The sequence below is a fragment of the Marinomonas posidonica genome, assembly GCF_043643765.1.
Classification (GTDB): domain Bacteria; phylum Pseudomonadota; class Gammaproteobacteria; order Pseudomonadales; family Marinomonadaceae; genus Marinomonas; species Marinomonas posidonica_A.
In genome coordinates this window covers 1-18,767 of record NZ_JBHZSP010000025.1, presented here as the reverse complement: position 1 = coordinate 18,767, position 18,767 = coordinate 1, and the positions used below count along the sequence as shown (strand labels likewise).

Annotated in this window: 19 protein-coding genes; 5 read left to right on the top strand and 14 right to left on the bottom strand. The window is 45.4% G+C overall.

Going from position 1 to position 18,767, the window contains the following annotated elements; translation table 11 throughout:
• Nucleotides 1-109 (top strand): IS3 family transposase (locus ACHUFM_RS18095; RefSeq protein ID WP_394184014.1); only part of this gene is annotated, 109 nt, incomplete at its 5' end.
• Nucleotides 110-186: 77 nt separating this feature from the next.
• On the opposite strand, the gene ACHUFM_RS18090 is transcribed toward ACHUFM_RS18095, so the two are convergent.
• The 11 genes from ACHUFM_RS18090 to tsaE all read right to left on the bottom strand — a co-directional run bounded on the left by ACHUFM_RS18090 (nt 187) and on the right by tsaE (nt 11,661).
• Nucleotides 187-1,485: an adenylosuccinate synthase gene (locus ACHUFM_RS18090; protein WP_394184013.1), complete on the bottom strand. Its 1,299-nt coding sequence runs from the start codon at nt 1,483-1,485 to the stop codon at nt 187-189.
• Nucleotides 1,486-1,529: 44 nt separating this feature from the next.
• Complete coding sequence (locus tag ACHUFM_RS18085; RefSeq protein WP_394184012.1) at nt 1,530-2,699, bottom strand: ATP phosphoribosyltransferase regulatory subunit; 1,170 nt, start codon at nt 2,697-2,699, stop codon at nt 1,530-1,532.
• A gap of 12 nt (nt 2,700-2,711) precedes the next feature.
• The gene (locus ACHUFM_RS18080; protein WP_063331392.1) at nt 2,712-2,909 is read right to left on the bottom strand and encodes a DUF2065 domain-containing protein; all 198 of its coding nucleotides are present in this window, start codon (nt 2,907-2,909) and stop codon (nt 2,712-2,714) included.
• Nucleotides 2,910-3,019: 110 nt separating this feature from the next.
• Nucleotides 3,020-3,901: a protease modulator HflC gene (gene hflC, locus ACHUFM_RS18075; protein WP_394184011.1), complete on the bottom strand. Its 882-nt coding sequence runs from the start codon at nt 3,899-3,901 to the stop codon at nt 3,020-3,022.
• Nucleotides 3,901-5,145 carry an FtsH protease activity modulator HflK gene (hflK, locus tag ACHUFM_RS18070; protein ID WP_394184010.1) on the bottom strand — a complete coding sequence of 415 codons (1,245 nt, stop codon included), beginning with the start codon at nt 5,143-5,145 and terminating at the stop codon, nt 3,901-3,903. Before hflK ends, hflC begins: the two co-directional genes overlap by 1 nt.
• Nucleotides 5,146-5,184: 39 nt before the next feature.
• Nucleotides 5,185-6,474 (bottom strand): ribosome rescue GTPase HflX, encoded by a 1,290-nt coding sequence (gene hflX, locus ACHUFM_RS18065; RefSeq protein ID WP_394184009.1) that lies wholly within the window; start codon nt 6,472-6,474, stop codon nt 5,185-5,187.
• 33 nt (nt 6,475-6,507) lie between these two features.
• The gene (hfq, locus tag ACHUFM_RS18060; protein WP_013795956.1) at nt 6,508-6,753 is read right to left on the bottom strand and encodes an RNA chaperone Hfq; all 246 of its coding nucleotides are present in this window, start codon (nt 6,751-6,753) and stop codon (nt 6,508-6,510) included.
• A gap of 89 nt (nt 6,754-6,842) precedes the next feature.
• A complete protein-coding gene (gene miaA, locus ACHUFM_RS18055; protein WP_394184008.1) occupies nt 6,843-7,775 on the bottom strand; it encodes a tRNA (adenosine(37)-N6)-dimethylallyltransferase MiaA in 933 nt (310 codons plus the stop codon).
• A gap of 1 nt (nt 7,776) precedes the next feature.
• On the bottom strand, nt 7,777-9,726 hold the full coding sequence (gene mutL, locus ACHUFM_RS18050; protein ID WP_394184007.1) for a DNA mismatch repair endonuclease MutL: 1,950 nt from the start codon (nt 9,724-9,726) through the stop codon (nt 7,777-7,779).
• Nucleotides 9,727-9,774: 48 nt separating this feature from the next.
• Nucleotides 9,775-11,103, bottom strand: a complete 1,329-nt coding sequence (locus tag ACHUFM_RS18045) for an N-acetylmuramoyl-L-alanine amidase (protein ID WP_394184006.1) — start codon at nt 11,101-11,103, stop codon at nt 9,775-9,777.
• A gap of 87 nt (nt 11,104-11,190) precedes the next feature.
• The gene (tsaE, locus tag ACHUFM_RS18040) at nt 11,191-11,661 is read right to left on the bottom strand and encodes a tRNA (adenosine(37)-N6)-threonylcarbamoyltransferase complex ATPase subunit type 1 TsaE (protein ID WP_394184005.1); all 471 of its coding nucleotides are present in this window, start codon (nt 11,659-11,661) and stop codon (nt 11,191-11,193) included.
• 140 nt (nt 11,662-11,801) lie between these two features.
• Here tsaE and ACHUFM_RS18035 point away from each other — a divergent pair, with 140 nt between their 5' ends.
• Nucleotides 11,802-12,551 (top strand): sulfite exporter TauE/SafE family protein, encoded by a 750-nt coding sequence (locus ACHUFM_RS18035; protein ID WP_394184004.1) that lies wholly within the window; start codon nt 11,802-11,804, stop codon nt 12,549-12,551.
• 70 nt (nt 12,552-12,621) lie between these two features.
• Here ACHUFM_RS18035 and orn read toward each other — a convergent pair whose 3' ends face one another.
• Complete coding sequence (gene orn / locus ACHUFM_RS18030; protein WP_394184003.1) at nt 12,622-13,173, bottom strand: oligoribonuclease; 552 nt, start codon at nt 13,171-13,173, stop codon at nt 12,622-12,624.
• A gap of 74 nt (nt 13,174-13,247) precedes the next feature.
• Between orn and rsgA the strand changes: the two genes are divergently transcribed.
• A complete protein-coding gene (rsgA, locus tag ACHUFM_RS18025) occupies nt 13,248-14,282 on the top strand; it encodes a small ribosomal subunit biogenesis GTPase RsgA (RefSeq protein ID WP_394184002.1) in 1,035 nt (344 codons plus the stop codon).
• Nucleotides 14,283-14,361: 79 nt separating this feature from the next.
• Here rsgA and ACHUFM_RS18020 read toward each other — a convergent pair whose 3' ends face one another.
• Nucleotides 14,362-15,270 (bottom strand): flagellar motor protein MotB, encoded by a 909-nt coding sequence (locus ACHUFM_RS18020; protein WP_394184001.1) that lies wholly within the window; start codon nt 15,268-15,270, stop codon nt 14,362-14,364.
• A 30-nt stretch (nt 15,271-15,300) separates the two neighbouring features.
• The gene (gene motA / locus ACHUFM_RS18015; protein ID WP_394184000.1) at nt 15,301-16,155 is read right to left on the bottom strand and encodes a flagellar motor stator protein MotA; all 855 of its coding nucleotides are present in this window, start codon (nt 16,153-16,155) and stop codon (nt 15,301-15,303) included.
• Between the two features lie 124 nt (nt 16,156-16,279).
• Here motA and ACHUFM_RS18010 point away from each other — a divergent pair, with 124 nt between their 5' ends.
• Together ACHUFM_RS18010 and asd are read left to right on the top strand one after the other, a co-directional pair.
• Entirely contained in the window at nt 16,280-17,755 is a 1,476-nt protein-coding gene (locus tag ACHUFM_RS18010) for an HDOD domain-containing protein (protein ID WP_394183999.1), read from the top strand.
• Between the two features lie 23 nt (nt 17,756-17,778).
• Entirely contained in the window at nt 17,779-18,639 is an 861-nt protein-coding gene (asd, locus tag ACHUFM_RS18005) for an archaetidylserine decarboxylase (protein WP_394183998.1), read from the top strand.
• Nucleotides 18,640-18,767 lie beyond the last annotated feature (128 nt).

Sequence of the window (18,767 nt, the reverse complement as noted above, 5' to 3'; positions counted from 1 at the left end):
TGAAGCAATCAAGGAATACATCGAGTATTACAACAACGATCGAATTAAGCAGAAACTAAAAGGCCTGAGTCCGATAGTGTATCGGAATCAGGCCTTGAAAGCCGCTTAGAACAGAGTCCAACTTTATGGGGTCAGTTCAAAACTGCGGCTTTCTTTACAAAACAATCAAGTCAAAAATAGAATAACTTATTGTTTGAATGGGTCACGTAATACAATAGTTTCATTACGATCAGGACCCGTTGAAATAATATCAACTGGCACACCCACTTGCTCTTCAAGATAACGAATATAATCTTGAGCATTCTTTGGTAGCGCTTCAAAGTTTTCAGCACCAACCGTAGACTCGCTCCAACCTGGCAACTCTACATAAGTCGGCTGAGCTTGCTCGTAACCTTCACTGTCGACCAAAGAGCCAGCAACTGGATTGCCATCCGCATCCGTATAACCAACACACACTTTAACGGAATCAAAGCCATCAAGAACGTCTAATTTCGTCAAGCAAATGCCAGAGACAGAGTTGATTTGCACCGCATGACGCAAAGCCACTGCATCAAACCAACCACAGCGACGAGAACGACCAGTTGTTGCACCAAACTCATGCCCACGTTCACCTAAACGCTGACCATTCTCACAGAATAGCTCTGTTGGGAAAGGACCAGAACCAACACGAGTCGTGTACGCTTTGGTAATACCCAAAACATAATCAAGATACAAAGGACCGAAGCCTGTACCTGCTGGCGCACCACCGGCAGTGGTATTAGAGGAGGTAACGTATGGGTAAGTACCGTGATCTACATCCAACAGAGACCCCTGCGCACCTTCGAACATGATGTTCGCACCTGCTTTGCGCAGATCGTGCAAAAGAGTAATCGTATCCGCTACCATTGGGCGCAAGAATTCAGCCATTTCCAAGCCTTCAGCGTACACCTCATCGTAAGAAATGGCCTCAACATTGTGATATTGAGTCAACACAAAGTTGTAGTACTCCAATACTTCTTTCAGCTTCGCAGCGAAACGCTCTGCATCCAACAAATCACCAACACGAATCGCACGGCGAGCCACTTTATCTTCATAAGCCGGCCCAATGCCGCGACCCGTTGTGCCAATTTTTTTCTCGCCTTTCGCTTGCTCGCGAGCCTGATCAAGCGCAATGTGGTAAGGCAAAATCAAAGGACAAGCTGCACTGATCTTTAAACGATCAACGGCAGGCACACCCTGCTCTTGAAGCTCTAACACTTCTTTTTTCAAAGCCGCTGGCGATAACACCACACCATTACCAATGATGCATTGAACGCCATCACGCAAAATACCAGAAGGAATCAAATGCAGGACGGTCTTTTTGCCATCGATCACCAAAGTGTGACCAGCATTGTGACCCCCTTGAAAACGGACAACAGCCGCGACGTCTTCGGTTAGTAAGTCAACAACCTTACCCTTACCTTCATCACCCCATTGAGTGCCCAGAATAACAACGTTTTTACCCATAGTTTCAGGTCTCATTTAGATAGTTCTTAAAGAAAAGTCTTGCGTTAACGTGGCAGCAATTGCCATGCGCCATCCACCATATCCAGCTTATAATCCGCTTCACTCGCTGACACCTCATCAAGTGACTCAATCACCTGATAACCTTCAGCACGCAATGCATTGATCTTTTGCCAAAGCTCAACACTTTGACTCACTGGTGACACGACTGTTTTTGACTTAGCAACCTCAACTTCAGTAAGACTTACCAAAGCCTTCACGTCGGTACTAAACCCTGTCGCAGGACGCGAACGACCAAACACTTGACCAATATTGTTGTAACGACCGCCACGAGCGATCGCATTGCCGTGACCTGGCACATAAGCCGCAAACACCACACCAGTGTGGTAGCTGTATGACATCAAATCACTTAAATCAAAATGCAAGCCAACCGTTGGAAAACGCTGTGCGATCGCCGTGGCCATCTCTTTCAACAGAGCAATGGCGTCTTTTACCGGCGTAGAAATAGGCGCCAACAGTATATCTGCTTGCTCTAGCACTTCCTGACCACCACACAAGCGCGGCAACTCAGTCAACCAAACTGACTGCTCTTCATTTAACCCTAAGGTTTCAACATAACGCTCAAGCTCAGGCAAATCTTTTGATCGGTATAAATCGGCTAATTTACTTTCTTGCTCAGAAGTTAATTGGCAAGCTGATACTACACCGTTCACAATATCTATATGACCAAGATCCAGTACCACATTTGACAATCCAGCGACGGACAAAGTCTGCAACATCAAAGACAAGACTTCGATATCACTTTCAACGCCACCGTGACCATATACTTCAGCACCTAATTGAATTGGGCAACGCGTACCATCCAAACCTGATGGCACAGTACGCAATACACTACCGCAGTAACTCAAACGCTGAACACCTTCTTCTTTAAGGCAATGCGCATCGATACGAGCAACCTGCGATGTAAAATCAGCGCGCACCCCCATCAAACGACCAGACAACTGATCAATTACTTTGAAGGTTTCAATTTCTAGGTCTGAGCCAGCACCCGTCAAAAGGGAGTCCAGATACTCTAAAAGAGGAGGTATTACTAATTGATATCCCCAACTTTGATGGAGATTAAGCAGAGTTCTTCTAAGGTGTTCTATTTTAGCAGCCTGCTCAGGCAAAGCTTCGTCTACTCCCTCTGGGAGTAACCAGCGATCTGCTAATGTCATTAAATTATCCTCTTAGCTTCGTGTCAGCAAAAGAAGTACTACTCCAAGAAACATACTAACCGCCCCCAGAATACGTAGATTAAAATCCGAGCTTGCGACAGCCCTTGCCATGATTTCTCTCCAGAAGTGTGGAGCAAGAAACGGCAAAATCCCCTCAGCGATCAATAAAAGGCTGACGCCAACCAGTAGCGACTGCAACAATTCCTGCATAGATTCTCTTTGTTTCAACCATTAAAAAACCGGGCCTGACCCGGTTTTTGTAATAGTACCATGTTTCCTATTTTAACAAATAGGCTTGTCGTACGATTATTCGAGATTATCTATTTTGAATAGTCACCAGCAGAGCTATTCAAATACTTGAAAAACTCGCTATCTGGCTCAAGGACAAACAAATTACCATTACCCGCAAAGCTTTCACGATAAGCTTGCAAGCTACGATAGAATTCATAGAACTCTGGATCTTGCTTGTAAACTTTTGAGTAAATAGCCGCTGCTTTCGCATCACCATCACCACGGATCATCTCCGCATCACGTTGTGCTTCAGCTTCTAAAACCACTTTTTGACGATCCGCATCTGCACGAATACCTTCCGCCAGCTCTAGACCTTTCGATCTGTGCTCTCGAGCCTCACGCTCACGCTCAGTACGCATACGCTGATAAACCGATTCACTCACATCTGGCGGAAGATCAATTCGCTTCACACGAATATCAATAATGGAAATACCCAATTCGTTTTGCGCCACCTTATTAAGGTCATCACGCAATTCCGTCATCAGCAAATCTCGCTCACCAGACACGACTTCGTGCATGGTTCGCTCACCGAACTTGTTACGCAACCCAGTATCCACTCGTGAAGACAAGACACGGTTGGCAACAAACTCGTCACCAGAAGTCGCTTGATAGAATTTAGCAACTGAATCAATCTTCCATTTTACGTAAGAATCTACCACAACCGCTTTTTGCTCTAGGGTCAAGTAACGTTGCGGACGTGAATCCATCGTCAGGATGCGCGAATCAAACTTCTTCACTTCGTTCATGATTGGCAATTTGAAGTGCAAACCTGGCTTCACATCGTCTTCAACGATCTCACCAAAACGCAAAACAACAGCTCGCTCAGTCTCTTTCACGACATACAATGTCTGAGAGCCCACCAAAACGACAAGAAGAAGTACAAATAAAACGACAAAAGAAAAGCCTTTCATTAATTTCTACCCTCTCTACGAACGGTGACACCTTGGCGTTTGCGTAACTCGTTTAATACCTGATCAGTTAAACTGCTGATATCAGACGACCCCAAATTTGCAGAACCAGTAGCCGTTGCCGCCGACTGTTTCATTAATTGATCGAGTGGTAAATACATCATGTTGTTACTACCGTCAGTGTCAACCACCACCTTGTTTACATCTTTGTAAACAGACTCAACTGTTTCGATGTATAAACGACGACGTGTCACTTCAGGTGCTTTGGTATATTCACGATACAAACGATCAAAACGATCCGCTTGACCACTCGCACGAGCAACAATCTCAGAACGATAGGCTTCCGCTTCTTCACGAATACGTTGAGCACGACCACGCGCCTCAGGAATCACACCGTTAGCGTAAGATTCTGCTTCGTTCTTCACACGCAGCTCATCTTCTTTCGCCTTAATTACGTCATCAAACGCCTCTTGCACCTGAGTTGGCGCTTGAGTGTTTTCGACGTTTACTTTGGAAATAAGTAAACCTGTACCATACAGATCGCTGTATGACTGAATACGCGCTTTCACTTCATCCGCCAACAACTCACGACCTTCTGTTAGGATTTGCCCCATCTCAGAGCTACCCACAACATGACGAAGTGCACTCTCTGTCATTTGAGCTAAAGACTCTTCAGGATTACGCACATTGATCAAGAAGTCTTTCGGATTCTGCACTGAGTACTGAACCGACACACCCACTTCAACAATAGCATCATCCACCGTCAACATAAGCGCCTTGTGATCATGCGAACGCACTTTCGTGACATTAACTTTGCTAACGGAATCAATCATAGGCGGGTTCCAATGCAAACCAGGCATCACCGTCGAATGATATTCACCCAAACGCAACACTACGCCACGCTCCTGCTGATCAACCTGGTATACTCCGGTTGCCGCCCAAAGCGCAAACAAAGCCAACAACACAATCGCAATCAAACCGCCACTGAATTTGCCAGACAAACCTGAACCGCCGCCATTTGAGCCGCCACCTTTGCGAGATTTTCTAACCCCAAGCATGTCCATCAACTTATTAAAGGCTTCATCAAGATCAGGTGGCCCTTGATCTTTTCCGCCGGATGGACGACCCCAAGGATCATTACTCTTCTCTTTATCGCGACCTTCATCTGGGCGACCAGCACCATTATTACGGTTTTTATCTGGATTCCATGGGTCGTTGTCGTTATTACCCGGTTCATTCCAGGCCATACTACATCTCCACTTTATTTTAATGATAATTCCAGTGACCTATGCTGCTACAATCTGATCTTCAGACATACCAGCACGAGCTAAAATCTGTAAATAATCTTTCTTAGGCAGTTTTACATCTAACACAAAATGGCCGTTTTCATCGAAACGCTCTGACGTTACCGCCCCATGCTCAAACAACATAGCGCGCAGACGTCCATAATGACTCGGCAAATTCAATGTTTCATTAAACACATCCACTGCCAACAATTCTGCAATGGCTTGCTTTAGCAACTCTAAACCATCGCCATCACGAGCAGACAACCAAACTCGTCTTGGGTTCCCTTGCTCGTCTCTATCTATACGAGGCTCGGCCGTAGGAAGTGCATCAATTTTATTAAAAACCAGCAAAGTTGGCACTTCATTCGCACCAATCTCTTCCAACACAGCATCCACATGAAGCATATTATCATCACGGGAAATATCCGCTGCATCAACCACATGCAACAACAAATCCGCTTCCGCCGACTCTTTCAAGGTCGCCTGAAACGCTTTAATCAATCTATGTGGCAATTGGCGAATAAAGCCAACCGTATCCGCCAAGACGACCGAACCGATTTGCTCAATGTCTAGGCGTCTCAAGGTCGGATCCAGTGTCGCAAATAACTGATCTGCCGCATACACTTCAGAGCCAGTAATACGATTAAATAGAGTCGACTTACCCGCGTTTGTGTAACCTACTAAAGACACAGTAGGGACAGCAGAACGCGCACGAGAACGTCGACTTTGATCACGTTGCGTGCCAACTTTTTCAAGGCGTTTTTGAATGGATTTAATGCGCACGCGAAGCAAGCGGCGGTCTGTTTCCAACTGGGTTTCACCAGGACCACGCATACCGATGCCGCCTTTTTGGCGTTCTAAGTGAGTCCAACCTCGAATCAGACGAGTTGACATGTGTTGTAACTGAGCCAGCTCAACTTGCAGCTTACCTTCATGGGTACGCGCTCGTTGGGCAAAAATATCCAGTATCAAACCAGTACGATCAAGTACTCGACATTTCAAAACACTTTCTAAGTTACGCTCTTGAGATGGCGATAAGGCATGATCAAACAACACCACCTGGGCTTCTTCATGATCAACAATATCTTTAATTTCATCTAATTTCCCGCTACCAACAAAATACTTGGCATCAGGACGCTGACGGGACCCTGTAACAACAGCAACAGGGTCTGCACCAGCCGACATAGCAAGTTCAACAAACTCTTCTGGTCCATAGCTTTCGCTTTGATCATTAAAATCAATGTGGACCACAACAGCAATTTCACCACTATCAGGGCGTTCAAAAAACAATCTTATATTCCTCTGTTTGTCTTGTCAGACAAACTATTCAGCGGCATCTTCCGGCTGATCAGGAGACGGCATGCGGATAGTACGAGAAGGCACAACAGTCGAAATGGCATGTTTGTATACCATTTGGCTAACTGTGTTTTTCAAAAGAATCACAAACTGATCAAATGACTCAATCTGGCCTTGAAGTTTAATTCCATTCACAAGAAAGATAGAAACAGGTACTCTTTCTTTGCGTAGAACATTTAAGTAAGGGTCTTGTAATGATTGCCCTTTTGACATCGGAATCTCCTTAAAAAAGCGAAAACTAATAAATTAAATATTGAAAAAACAATACCGTAGATACTACACCAAATTTTTTATTATTTCCCCTATATAATCCTGCTTTCTATGTAATTCAAGGCCTCAGAGGTAAGTTCTTTCGATAAACTGTCAAAAATCATCAGATCTTCCCAGCCTCGCAACCAAGTAAGTTGTCGTTTCGCCAATTGACGCGAAGCAACGACTCCTTTAAAGATAGCATCTTCTAACAAATCGTCACCTTCTAAATACTGCCACAGTTGACGATAGCCAACACAACGAATAGAAGGCATATCAATGGTAAGATCCCCACGATGATACAAGGCCTCTACTTCTGCCAAAAAGCCCTGTTCCATCATTTGGTTAAAGCGCAATTCAATACGCTCATGCAATACGCTGCGCTCTTTCGGCATCACCGCCATATTGATCATATCAAATGGCAAAGCCACTTTTTCTTGCTCAGCCCACCACTGGGTCATGGTTTTACCCGTTAACCGATAGACCTCTAACGCACGCTGCAGTCGTTGCGGATCATTTGGGTGAATACGTTCAGCAGCATCCGGGTCTACGGCCGCCAATTCTTCATGTAAAGCAGCCCAACCATTTTGCTCCGCCTCTAATTCAATCTGCTGACGTAACGCTGCGTCTGCTTTTGGCATATCCGCCAAGCCTTTTTGCAGGGCATTGAAATACATCATGGTGCCGCCGACCAACAAAGGCGTTTTGCCTTTCGACAAAATGTCTTCAACATGCGCCACAGCATCAACAACAAAATCCGCTGCTGAGTAAGACTCAATCGGGTCAATAATATCAATTAAACGATGAGGCGCTCTGGCCAGCAATTCCGCATCCGGCTTTGCTGTGCCAATATCCATCCCTTTGTATACCAGAGCAGAATCTACGCTGATAATCTCAAAATTATGTTGCTCTGCCAGCTCAACAGCCAAGCCAGTTTTCCCCGAGGCCGTTGGTCCCATCAAACACACCACTTGCGGTTTAGCCATTTTAGCGACCTCGTAAAAAGAGTTTGTCTAAGTCAGACATACTTAAGTATGCCCAAGTCGGCCGTCCATGGTTACATTGTCCACTACGCTCAGTCACTTCCATATCACGCAACAAGCTGTTCATTTCTTCAATGGTAAGTTTACGATTGGCACGTACGGCACCATGACACGCCATAGACGCCATTAATTCGTTGGCACGTGACTCCAGCAAATCCGACACACCATTGGTGGACAAATCACTGATAACATCTCGCACTAGATTTTCAACATCACCACGAATTAGGATAATAGGTACTTCTCGCACCATGACGCTTTCCAAACCAGTTCGCTCAACCTTAAAACCGAATGCCTCAAACACCTGACCGTTTTCTTCAACTAAGTCAGCCTCGCTTTGTGAAACCGAGATATTGATCGGCACCAACAAAGGTTGAGTGGATATGTTTTTTTCGTAAAATGCATTTTTCATACGCTCATAAACAATCCGCTCATGAGCCGCATGCATGTCCACAACGATCAGCCCTTGCTCACTCTCCGAGAGGATATACACACCGTGTATCTGTGCTACGGCATACCCTAACGGTGGTACTTTTTGATAATCATTTTCTGCTACATGATGAAAAGGCGAAGGCGATTGAGCCATTGTCACCGTTTTAATCTCACCTGTATCAGGATCAATTTCTTCAGTGATTTGAGCACCAGACTGAGCAAGCTCCCCCGCGTAACCTGAGAGTCTCTGCATCCCCTCTAACTGGCTACGAATGGAATCGCCACTTGGATTTTGCGAATTCACTTGAGAGCCACCTTGGTAACCCGTTTGACGCATCCAATCCATACTGGAAGCCGTCGGACGATTAGCCAATGGCAGTGCAGACTGCTCTGATATTGCAGCAATAGAGGCGGAACCGTCCTGACTGTCCGCCACACCAGTTGGAGCAGAATTCGATTCAGGTCGAACATCCGCTATGGCTTTATGGATACGACTAAATAAGAAGTCGTGAACCAAACGACCATCACGAAAACGCACTTCATGCTTCGTCGGGTGCACGTTTACATCAACCGTGGATGGGTCTAATTCCAGATATAAAACAAAGGTCGGGTGACGACCATTGTACAAAACATCACGATAGGCTTGGCGTACAGCGTGCGCCACCAACTTATCTTTAACCACTCGACCATTCACAAAGAAATACTGTAGATCGGCCTGAGAACGAGAAAAGGTCGGTAAACCTATCCATCCCCAGAGGCGCAGACCTGCAGCCTCTACATCCAGGGTTAAGGAATTCTCAATAAACTTTTTACCTAACAAAGTCGCTAGACGATGCTCGGCATGCAGCTGATCCGTCACAGGACGTAAGTCATATACTTGTTTGCCGTTATGACTCAAACGAAAGCCTGTCTCATAGCGACTTAACGCCAAGCGTTTGACCACTTCTTCAAGATGAGAAAATTCCGTCTTTTCGGTACGCAAGAACTTACGCCGCGCAGGCGTATTAAAAAACAAATCACGTACATCAATTGTGGTGCCTTGCGGATGTGACGCGGGACGAATTGCCGCCGCCATATCTTTGCCTTCTGCTTCTACACGCCAAGCTTCACTCTCGTTTTCCGCCTGAGACGTGAGATGCATTCTCGACACTGAACTAATACTGGCCAGCGCCTCACCACGAAACCCTAACGTATTCACCGCCTCAAGGTCATCCAGTGTGACAATTTTACTGGTGGCATGGCGACTCAGAGCAAGGGATAAATCGTCTTTTACGATACCGACACCGTTATCGCGAATCTTAATTCGCCTCACCCCCCCCTGCTCTACATCAATGTCCAATTGGGAAGCACCAGCATCCAAACTATTTTCCAGCAACTCCTTTACCACAGAGGCTGGACGCTCAACCACTTCACCAGCAGCGATTTGGTTAGCAAGACGTGGCGATAAAAGATTGATTCTTTTCATTAACGACCTTATTTACTTTGGCCCATTAATAGTGGGCACCTGATCTGATTATCCGGCCGGAATAACGAGCTTTTGGCCCACCCAGATAACATCATTTTTTAGCTTATTGGCTTTTCGTAAAACCGCCAAAGAAACCTGATTTCGACGTGCAATTTGTGACAAGGTATCGCCTTTACTCACCGTATAAACATAGTCAGAATGTTTTTTCTGTTTCCATGCCACCAAGGTGCCTTCCGGCGCATTTTTAGTGAAATATTCTATCACGCCTTTGGAAATAGACGCCGCCAACTTCACTCGATACGTTCGGCTAGAAAGATTTTTCGCTTCCGTTTTGTTTGAAACAAATCCGGTCTCGATAAGAATAGAGGGTATATCTGGCGATTTAAGCACCACAAAGCCAGCTTGCTGAACGGAGTTTTTGTGTAGTTTGGCCACCCCTTTCATTTGACCAAGCACACTTTCACCAATATTAAGACTCATCTGGATGGTCGAATTCATTGACATATCAAGCAAGACTTCAGCCAATAGCTGATCTTTGTCGTCTAATGAGATACCGCCCACCAAATCGGCTGAATTTTCTTGTTGCGCCAACCAGCGACCCATTTCCGAGCTTTTGCCGCTTAACGACAAAGCCCACACCGACGCCCCACGCGCACTGGCTTTAGTGAAGGCATCCGCGTGCACAGAAATCATCAAATCTGCGTTTGCTTCTCGAGCGACTCGAGAACGATCACGCAACTTGAGATAAACATCCGTGGAGCGAGTCAATACCGCTTTGAAACCGTCTACCGCATTGATTCGTTTCGCCAATTCTTTCGCGATCGACAGCACAATGTCTTTCTCACGCACTTTATATTGCCCTAACGCGCCGGGGTCTTTACCACCATGCCCTGGGTCAATGGCAATCACAATATCGCGTTTTTCTTGAGAGATATTGGCTAGACTTTTCACAATGGTGGCTGGCTTTTTCTTTCCGTATTCCAGCTCGACTAATATTCTTGGACCATAGGTATCATTGGCAGACAAAACCGTACTTTTGGCGCGTGCAGCCTGTGCTAAATCCAACACAAAACGAACACCAGTGTTACGTTCAGCATAACGCACCCGCATCAATACATCTGACGACAAGGCCGTCAAACCATTAACCACTGAGTTACTCAAACTAGCATCACTGATATCAACCACAATGCGATCAGGGTTAGATAAGGGAAAGATACGATGTTCAGATTTACTGGATAGCTCAAATACCAAACGAGTCACCCCTTCTTGTTGGGCAACACGAATATCACGCACTTCAGCCGCAGACACTTCCATCGCAACAATGGACGTCATCCAGACCAAAATGATACTTAAAAAAGTTTGAAATTTAGTTTGCATATCAGACAGCTAGCTATATATAAGAGACACACTATAACGGCTGAAACGGTGGATCTCAATCTTACTGATCGTAAAGAATTCGATAGGTTAATCGACAACCAAGTCTCGTAACTTCGTCATTGCGATCAACCCTTTATCCGTTGTCGCTTCAAGCACGGCATGACGACCTTGACGAATCAAATCCAAACGCACAATTAAATCCGCTTGCGGCAGAATTCCTCGCCCCATTTCCGCCCATTCAATCAGACACAAACTCTGTTCTGTAAAATAGTCTCGAATCCCCATGAACTCCAACTCTTCGGCATCACCAACTCGATATAAATCAAAGTGATAAACCTCTAGATCTGCCAATTCGTAAGGCTCAACAATGGTATAAGTTGGGCTTTTTACTGGCCCTTCGTGCCCCATGCCTCGTAACATACCTCGAACCAAGGTCGTTTTACCCATTCCAAGATCGCCTTCTAGGTAGACCACACCGCCGCTTCGCAGCGCGACCGACAACGTCGCACCGAAGGACTCCATGTCGGCTTCACCGTAAATATCTTTTACTATTTGCATTCGCTCTTAAACCTTCTTCGTCCAATCACACTGGGACCATACTGAAACTCAGACAATTCTAATACACAAAGCTTTTGAAACAAGCTCTGATACCGCATAATCAACCACTTATCACTAATAAGTTTGTTTTAAGGCATTTCATGGATTGGCTACTCATTACCTTGATCGCAGTCGCGGTTTTCATTACCGGCATTTCAAAAGGAGGTTTTTCTGGCGCTTTCGGCATCATTGCCGTGCCGTTAATCTCATTACAAACATCGCCAGTTTATGCCGCTGCTATTATGTTGCCCATCTTATGTTTAATGGACATTTTCACCGTGCAAAAGTTTTGGCGGAAGTGGAATAAACAAGAGCTAATCAACTGCATCCCTGCCGCCATCGCAGGTGTCATAATCGGCGGTTTAACCGCATCATGGTTTTCGGCGGATTGGCTCAAAATCATGGTGGGCATCATTGCCGTTGGCTTTACACTGAATTCTTGGCCTCGAAAACACCGTACCAAGCAACCCAAACCACTTAACTTGATCGCTGGTCGATTATGGTGTGCATTAGGTGGCTTCACCAGTTTTATTGCCCACGCGGGCGGCCCGCCAATGAGCGTCTACTTACTCAGAGCCAATTTAGACAAAACACAATATGTCGCCACGGCAGCGGTTATTTTTACTGCCATTAATTACGTCAAGTTGATTCCCTACAGCATGTTAGGCCAGCTAAACGTCTCTAACATATTGCTGTCATTATGCTTCGCGCCATTAGCCTATGTCGGCGTACAACTTGGCGCTTGGCTGCATTATCGAATTTCAACCGGACTCTTCTTCAAATGCATGTACAGTTTTCTGTTTATCACAGGTTTAAAATTGATCTGGGATGGCGGCATGGCATTGCTATAATCTTACGACATAAAAAAACGAGCCAACGCTCGTTTTTTTATGTCTACTATTCACTTTCTATCACACGGCATCAAGCATCTAAACCAAACATGGTCTTACGATAATGCTTGAGTTCACCAATGGACTCCATAATATCGTCCAAGGCTAAGTGCGCACCGGATTTTGTAAACCCCTCTAATGCCTCGGGTTTCCAACGACGAGCCAATTCTTTAATGGTACTCACATCCAGATAACGATAATGGAAAAACGCCTCTAACTTAGGCATATAACGGTAAAGAAAACGACGATCTTGGCCCACACTGTTACCACAGATCGGTGACACACCAGCCGGTACATATTGCTCAAGAAAGGCAATGGTTTGCGCTTCTGCCGTTGCCATATCAATGTCAGATGCCAGCACCTTAGCGGTTAAACCGGATGCGCCATGATGCTGAGTACACCATTCATCCATACCATCCATTACCGATTTGTCTTGATGAATGACCAAATTAGGGCCTTTGGCCAAGACATTTAAATCTTTGTCCGTGACCACAGTCGCAATTTCAATAATGGTATCTTGCTCTGGCTCCAACCCCGTCATTTCAAGGTCAATCCAGATTAAATTGTCTTTATTCAAACTCATACTCACTCAAATCCTTTATTATCATTGCCAAGCATTATACTCTATGCGCCTTACTATAGGATCAGAAAAGACGAATGTCGAAGCGAAAACTCACCAAACAGCAAACTTGGCGCATTGAAAAGATTCAACAAGAGCGCATTGAAAGAACCAAAAAACGCAGCAATAAAGCAGAAGAGTTGCTGCAATCCTCTGACCTTGGCCCAGAAACCCAGGGCATCGTGATCTCCCATTTTGGCACCCAAGTGGAAGTGGAAGGCACCCAACCGCCTTTTGTCGGTGTCTCTACTCGTTGTAACTTAAGAGCCAATCTAGGGCAACTAGTGACTGGGGATAAGGTTATTTGGCGCCCCAAACAACAAGCCGGTGGCGTGGTGGTTGCGACAACAGACAGACAAACTTCTCTGTCACGACCAGACATGCACGGCCGCCTAAAACCGGTCGCTGCGAACATAGACCATATTGTCATTGTGATTGCCGCAGAACCTGTTGCCCATGCCAATCTAATCGATCGCTATTTAGTCGCCGCTGAAACCGTTGGCATACCGCCGGTGATTTTGCTTAATAAGTGCGACCTAATCAATGACAGTAACCGCGAACAACTCAATGCCTTGCTAGAGACCTATGAGCAGCTCGATTATCGAATCATTCGTACCTCCACCAAAGACCAAGCCGGAATGGAGTCTCTTTTCCAATTCCTCGGCGACAAAACCAGTGTGTTTGTTGGTCAATCAGGAGTCGGTAAATCGTCATTAATTGGCACCCTATTACCTGGCATTGAGATCAGCGTGGGCGAGCTGTCGCAGAAACGCAAAAAAGGCACTCACACCACCACCACGGCACGATTATTCCATATGCCAAAAGGGGGCGACTTAATCGACTCTCCCGGCATCCGAGAGTTTGGCCTGTGGCACATTAGTGAAGACGAACTGTTGAATGGCTTCATTGAATTTCGTCCACACATTGGTTACTGCCGCTTCCGCGATTGTGCCCATGAAAAGGAGCCCGGCTGCGCTATTTTAGACGCCTTAGAGAAAGGTGAAATTTCCGAGCACAGATTCCAAAGCTACTTACGCATTAAGCAATCCATCCGAGAAAACCAAGCCTTTTAAATCAAAAAATGCGAGCCGATTGGCTCGCATTTTAATCGCACAGATATCACTCTATTCCGCAAAATATGGACTACTTTATCTAAAAAACCATTTCTGGCGTAAGCTTCAGATCCGATTGTTTTGCCGGGTTACCAAAGTTACGACGATTCTGGTTTAGCAATTTACGATAGGCCTCATCTGTCATTAAGGTAATGCTTATACGTCTATTTTCTGGACCCGCCGGATTTAAGCGGTTGTATGGTACCGTACCACCTAACCCCGTTACTTGAGCAAACCGAGCATCACTAACGCCCCCTTCCTCTAAAATCTGACGCGCCGCATTCGCCCGCATGGCCGATAAATCCCAATTATTCAAACGTGCAGAGCCAGTGTATTTAGAAGAATCCGTATGCCCACTGATGACGATCGGATTTTTCACTCTATTAAACAGTGACGACATCGTTAGCAACGTATTCTCAATGTCTGGCATCATACGTGCGCTACCACGCTCAAACATAGGTTTATCCGGTGTGTCTAGTAATGTAATACGGACACCGATGGGAGTTATCTCAAGCCGTAAGTTTTTCTGCTTGGATAAGACAATATTGTTTTTTTCCAGCTCCTCTTTAACCAAATCATTCAAGCTTTGTGATACCGAGGACTCATCACCGTTACCCAGCCCTGTTTCATGGCTTGGCACATCGGTACTGCCTGGCTCAGGCAATTGTAAATCCAACTTTTTCTCTATACTCATGGCGGGACTACCACCCAAATCAATTGGATTTGCACTAAAACCTGCCGTGCCAGCGCCCATAGGATCCTGAAAATACCCTTGAATGGTCTCTCTTTCTTCTGGAGATGCCACACTAATGATCCATAACACCAAAAAGAACGCCATCATCGCCAATGCAAAATCCGCGAGCGCAATCTTCCATGCGCCACCATGATGACCACCTTTTTTAACTTTTTTGACTCGTCGAATAACTAAGCTATTTGAACCTAAGGCCATCTCACTCCCTCCTGATACCAGACGTTCAAATTAGCGATACTGCTGCAATTCAATGGATAATTCAGCAAAACTTGGACGCATATCCGGCGGTAATAATTTGCGTCCTGTTTCAACCGCAACTGGCGGCGCATAGCCAGATACCACTGAGTTCAAACAGGCCTTGATACACAAATACGCTTTTAATTCATGACTACCAAGCGTCTCAAGATGCGCTGAAGCAGGACCAACAAAACCATAAGCAAAGAAAATCCCTAAAAACGTCCCCACCAAAGCTGCCGCAACATGATAGCCAATCTCTTCCATCGGACCACCAATCGACCCCATGGTAATCACAATCCCCAGCACTGCGGCAACAATACCAAAACCAGGCAACCCCTCAGCAACACGATTCAAAGCATGTCCTGGCTCGACTAACTCTTCTTGGATTTGCTCTATCTCATTGTCCATGATGGCTTCAATTTCGTAAGCAGGCAGCCCAGTCAAAGTGAAGATACGGTAATTGTCGGTAAGAAAATTGACGACCTCGTGATCACGCACAACATCAGGAAAACGGTTAAACAAATCGCTGGTGAAAGGCGATTCAATGTCTTCCTCAATAGACAAAAAGCCTTCTTGACGACTCTTCTGAAACAAACAAAACATTAACCCCAATAACTGAGAGTAAAAGCGCTTGTTGTGTCGACTCCCAGTCACCACTTGCGGCAGCATAGTAAAGACTTTTTTCTGCACGACAAAAGGGTTCGCTATCATAAAAGCCCCTAATGCCGCACCACAAATAATGATGATTTCAAAAGGCTGCCATAACGCCAATAACTGTCCATGTGCGGCCACGTACCCAGTGACAACACTGACGATAACGACCAGCAGGCCCGCTAATGCAAACATATTTTTACTTCCTTAATACTGACAAAGTATGCTCTTACATAAATATACAGTATGATTAATCAGATACGAAATATAAGAGCATGATGCATACTTATAAACAACCGAGTCAGCAAAGTCACCTTTTATGAGCAGCAAATCTCCATCGGGCCTAAACGAATGGCTGAGTTTCCTTAAGACAAAAAAATTCCCCGTACGAGCGGGCAACTTGGCGCGTCTTAAAACTCAAATAAAACGCACGGAAGACACACTGGAGAACATGCAAAAAAACATTGCCAGCGACCCACTTCTCGCGTTTGCTATTTTAAATGAAGCGAATCGAATCGTGGTGAACAAGCACAATGAAATCAACACACCCTTTCATGCCGCCGCAATGGTTGGCATGAATGGCATTCATAATTTATTTAAACGCTTCGCCCCTTACGAAACTCGCAACAGACAGCTGCCAGACAACCTAACCGCGTTTCTAGCCGAGATTCAAACCAGCTACGAAGCCGCCACGATAGCGAGACATTGGTCGATCGAAAACCTCACCAGCCACGAAGATGATATTTTCTGGATCACCTTGTTTCGCGATGCCGCCAAATGGCTACTTTGGTATTACGCCTACCCTGTTATGCAAGAAGTGCAGAATCGAATTTTACAGGGTGAAAAAGCCAGTCAGGTTGAAATGGCAGTTCTAGGGTGTCGCATTGATGAATTAACCGTCCACCTATGCACTTTCTGGGGAACACCAAACAAAGTCATTGAATCTTTTTTAACCAAGCACATTCCGAATGCCAGTGAATTACAGTCACTCGCCCACTTGGCACATCACCCAGATGAACTGCCAGGCTTCACCGAAGATAAGCGCCTAACCATCCTAATGAACAACCCACTGATTTTTTCATACTGCGCATCGAAAGTAGCAGAGGAAGCAAGTAACAAAGGTTGGGACTCAAAAAATCTCGCCTTTTTTTACCGAGTGGTGGCGACCGTAATGCATCGTCGCATTGGCGACATCATCAAAACGGCACACTTTGCCTCAACAGAAGCCGCAAAACTGTACAATCATCGAGGCAAGCGCCCGATGGCCTTACAATTACTTGATCCAGATCTGTACACCAAGAACAGTGCCTCTGTTAAAAAGAAAGTCATCGTATCGCCGCTAGCCCAATTAAAGAAAAACTTAACAAGAAGTGAACATCAGGGCTGTAAAAACCAAGCCAACTTGGCCTTGAAAACCATTAAGCAAACCATCCCAAATGCCCAACACGCTATTATCTTCAGACACAACTCGACAGGATTTCAGCCACTTTTTCAATCTGGCTACAAACTGGACATATTGAAGAAAATTCGTTGGAATGCCGACTCAAAAGTATTTGGCAAACTGGCCAAACAAAAATCTGCAAGCCACTTATTCGGTGATAAGCTTAGTACCTTACTCTTAGATTTACCCGACACCTCGGATCAAATCATCGACGAACAAAGCCATCTTATTCTAGCGTCAGCGGTCGTCAACCAACAGGAAATGATGCTATTTTGGCTTGAAACTCGGACCGAATTTGACGAAAAAGATTTTAAGACACTGAAACAAATCGTGTCCCTTATTAATAACGCCTAAACTCAAACATCAGGACGAACACTGTGACTAAAGACCAACTGTTTGCCTTCGCGCAACACATCACACCTCAAAAAACGCTTTCACGAGCCATTGGCCGAATCGCGGAATGTGAGAATAACTGGGTAAAAAATACCTTTATCAGTCAGTTTGTAAAAAAATATCAAGTTGATATGTCTGAAGCCGTCAATAGTGACCCGCTTTCTTACCGCAACTTCAACGATTTCTTTACTCGTGCTATTCGACCTGAATTACGCCCAATTGCCGAGGGTGATGACAGTTTAGCTTGCCCTGCGGATGGCGCGATCAGTCAGTTAGGTAAAATTGAACACGGTACTATTTTCCAAGCTAAAGGTCACCACTATAGCCTAACGACCTTGCTTGGTGGCGATGCTTCTTTATCAGATCAATTTCTTGGTGGCTCATTCGCCACTGTGTATCTGTCTCCAAAAGACTACCATCGAGTCCACATGCCATTAACGGGCAAGTTAACCAAAATGATCCATGTACCTGGTAAGCTTTTCTCCGTAAACAAGGTGACAGCTGAACAAATCCCTAACGTCTTTGCGCGCAATGAACGCACCGTTTGCTTATTTGAAACCGAAGCAGGTCCAATGGCCGTCATCCTAGTGGGCGCTATGATAGTCGCTAGCATTGAAACCGTCTGGGCAGGTCAGGTCACACCTTTCAATAAAAATGTCGTGACTTGGGATTATGCCGAACTTAATGACATTGAATTGAAAAAAGGCGAGGAAATGGGGCGCTTCAAGCTGGGCTCAACCGCCATAGTTCTGTTTGGCAAAGACGCCGTTAACTGGGAAGAAAGCCTGCAAGCAGAAAGCCCAACGCAAATGGGTATGCCATTTGGCACACTAAATAAAAACTAAACAAACACTAAACAGACATTCAAATAACCAGACACAAAAAAGCCTGCAATCTGAACTGACCCCATAAAGTTGGACTCTGTTCTAAGCGGCTTTCAAGGCCTGATTTCGATACGCTATCGGACTCAGGC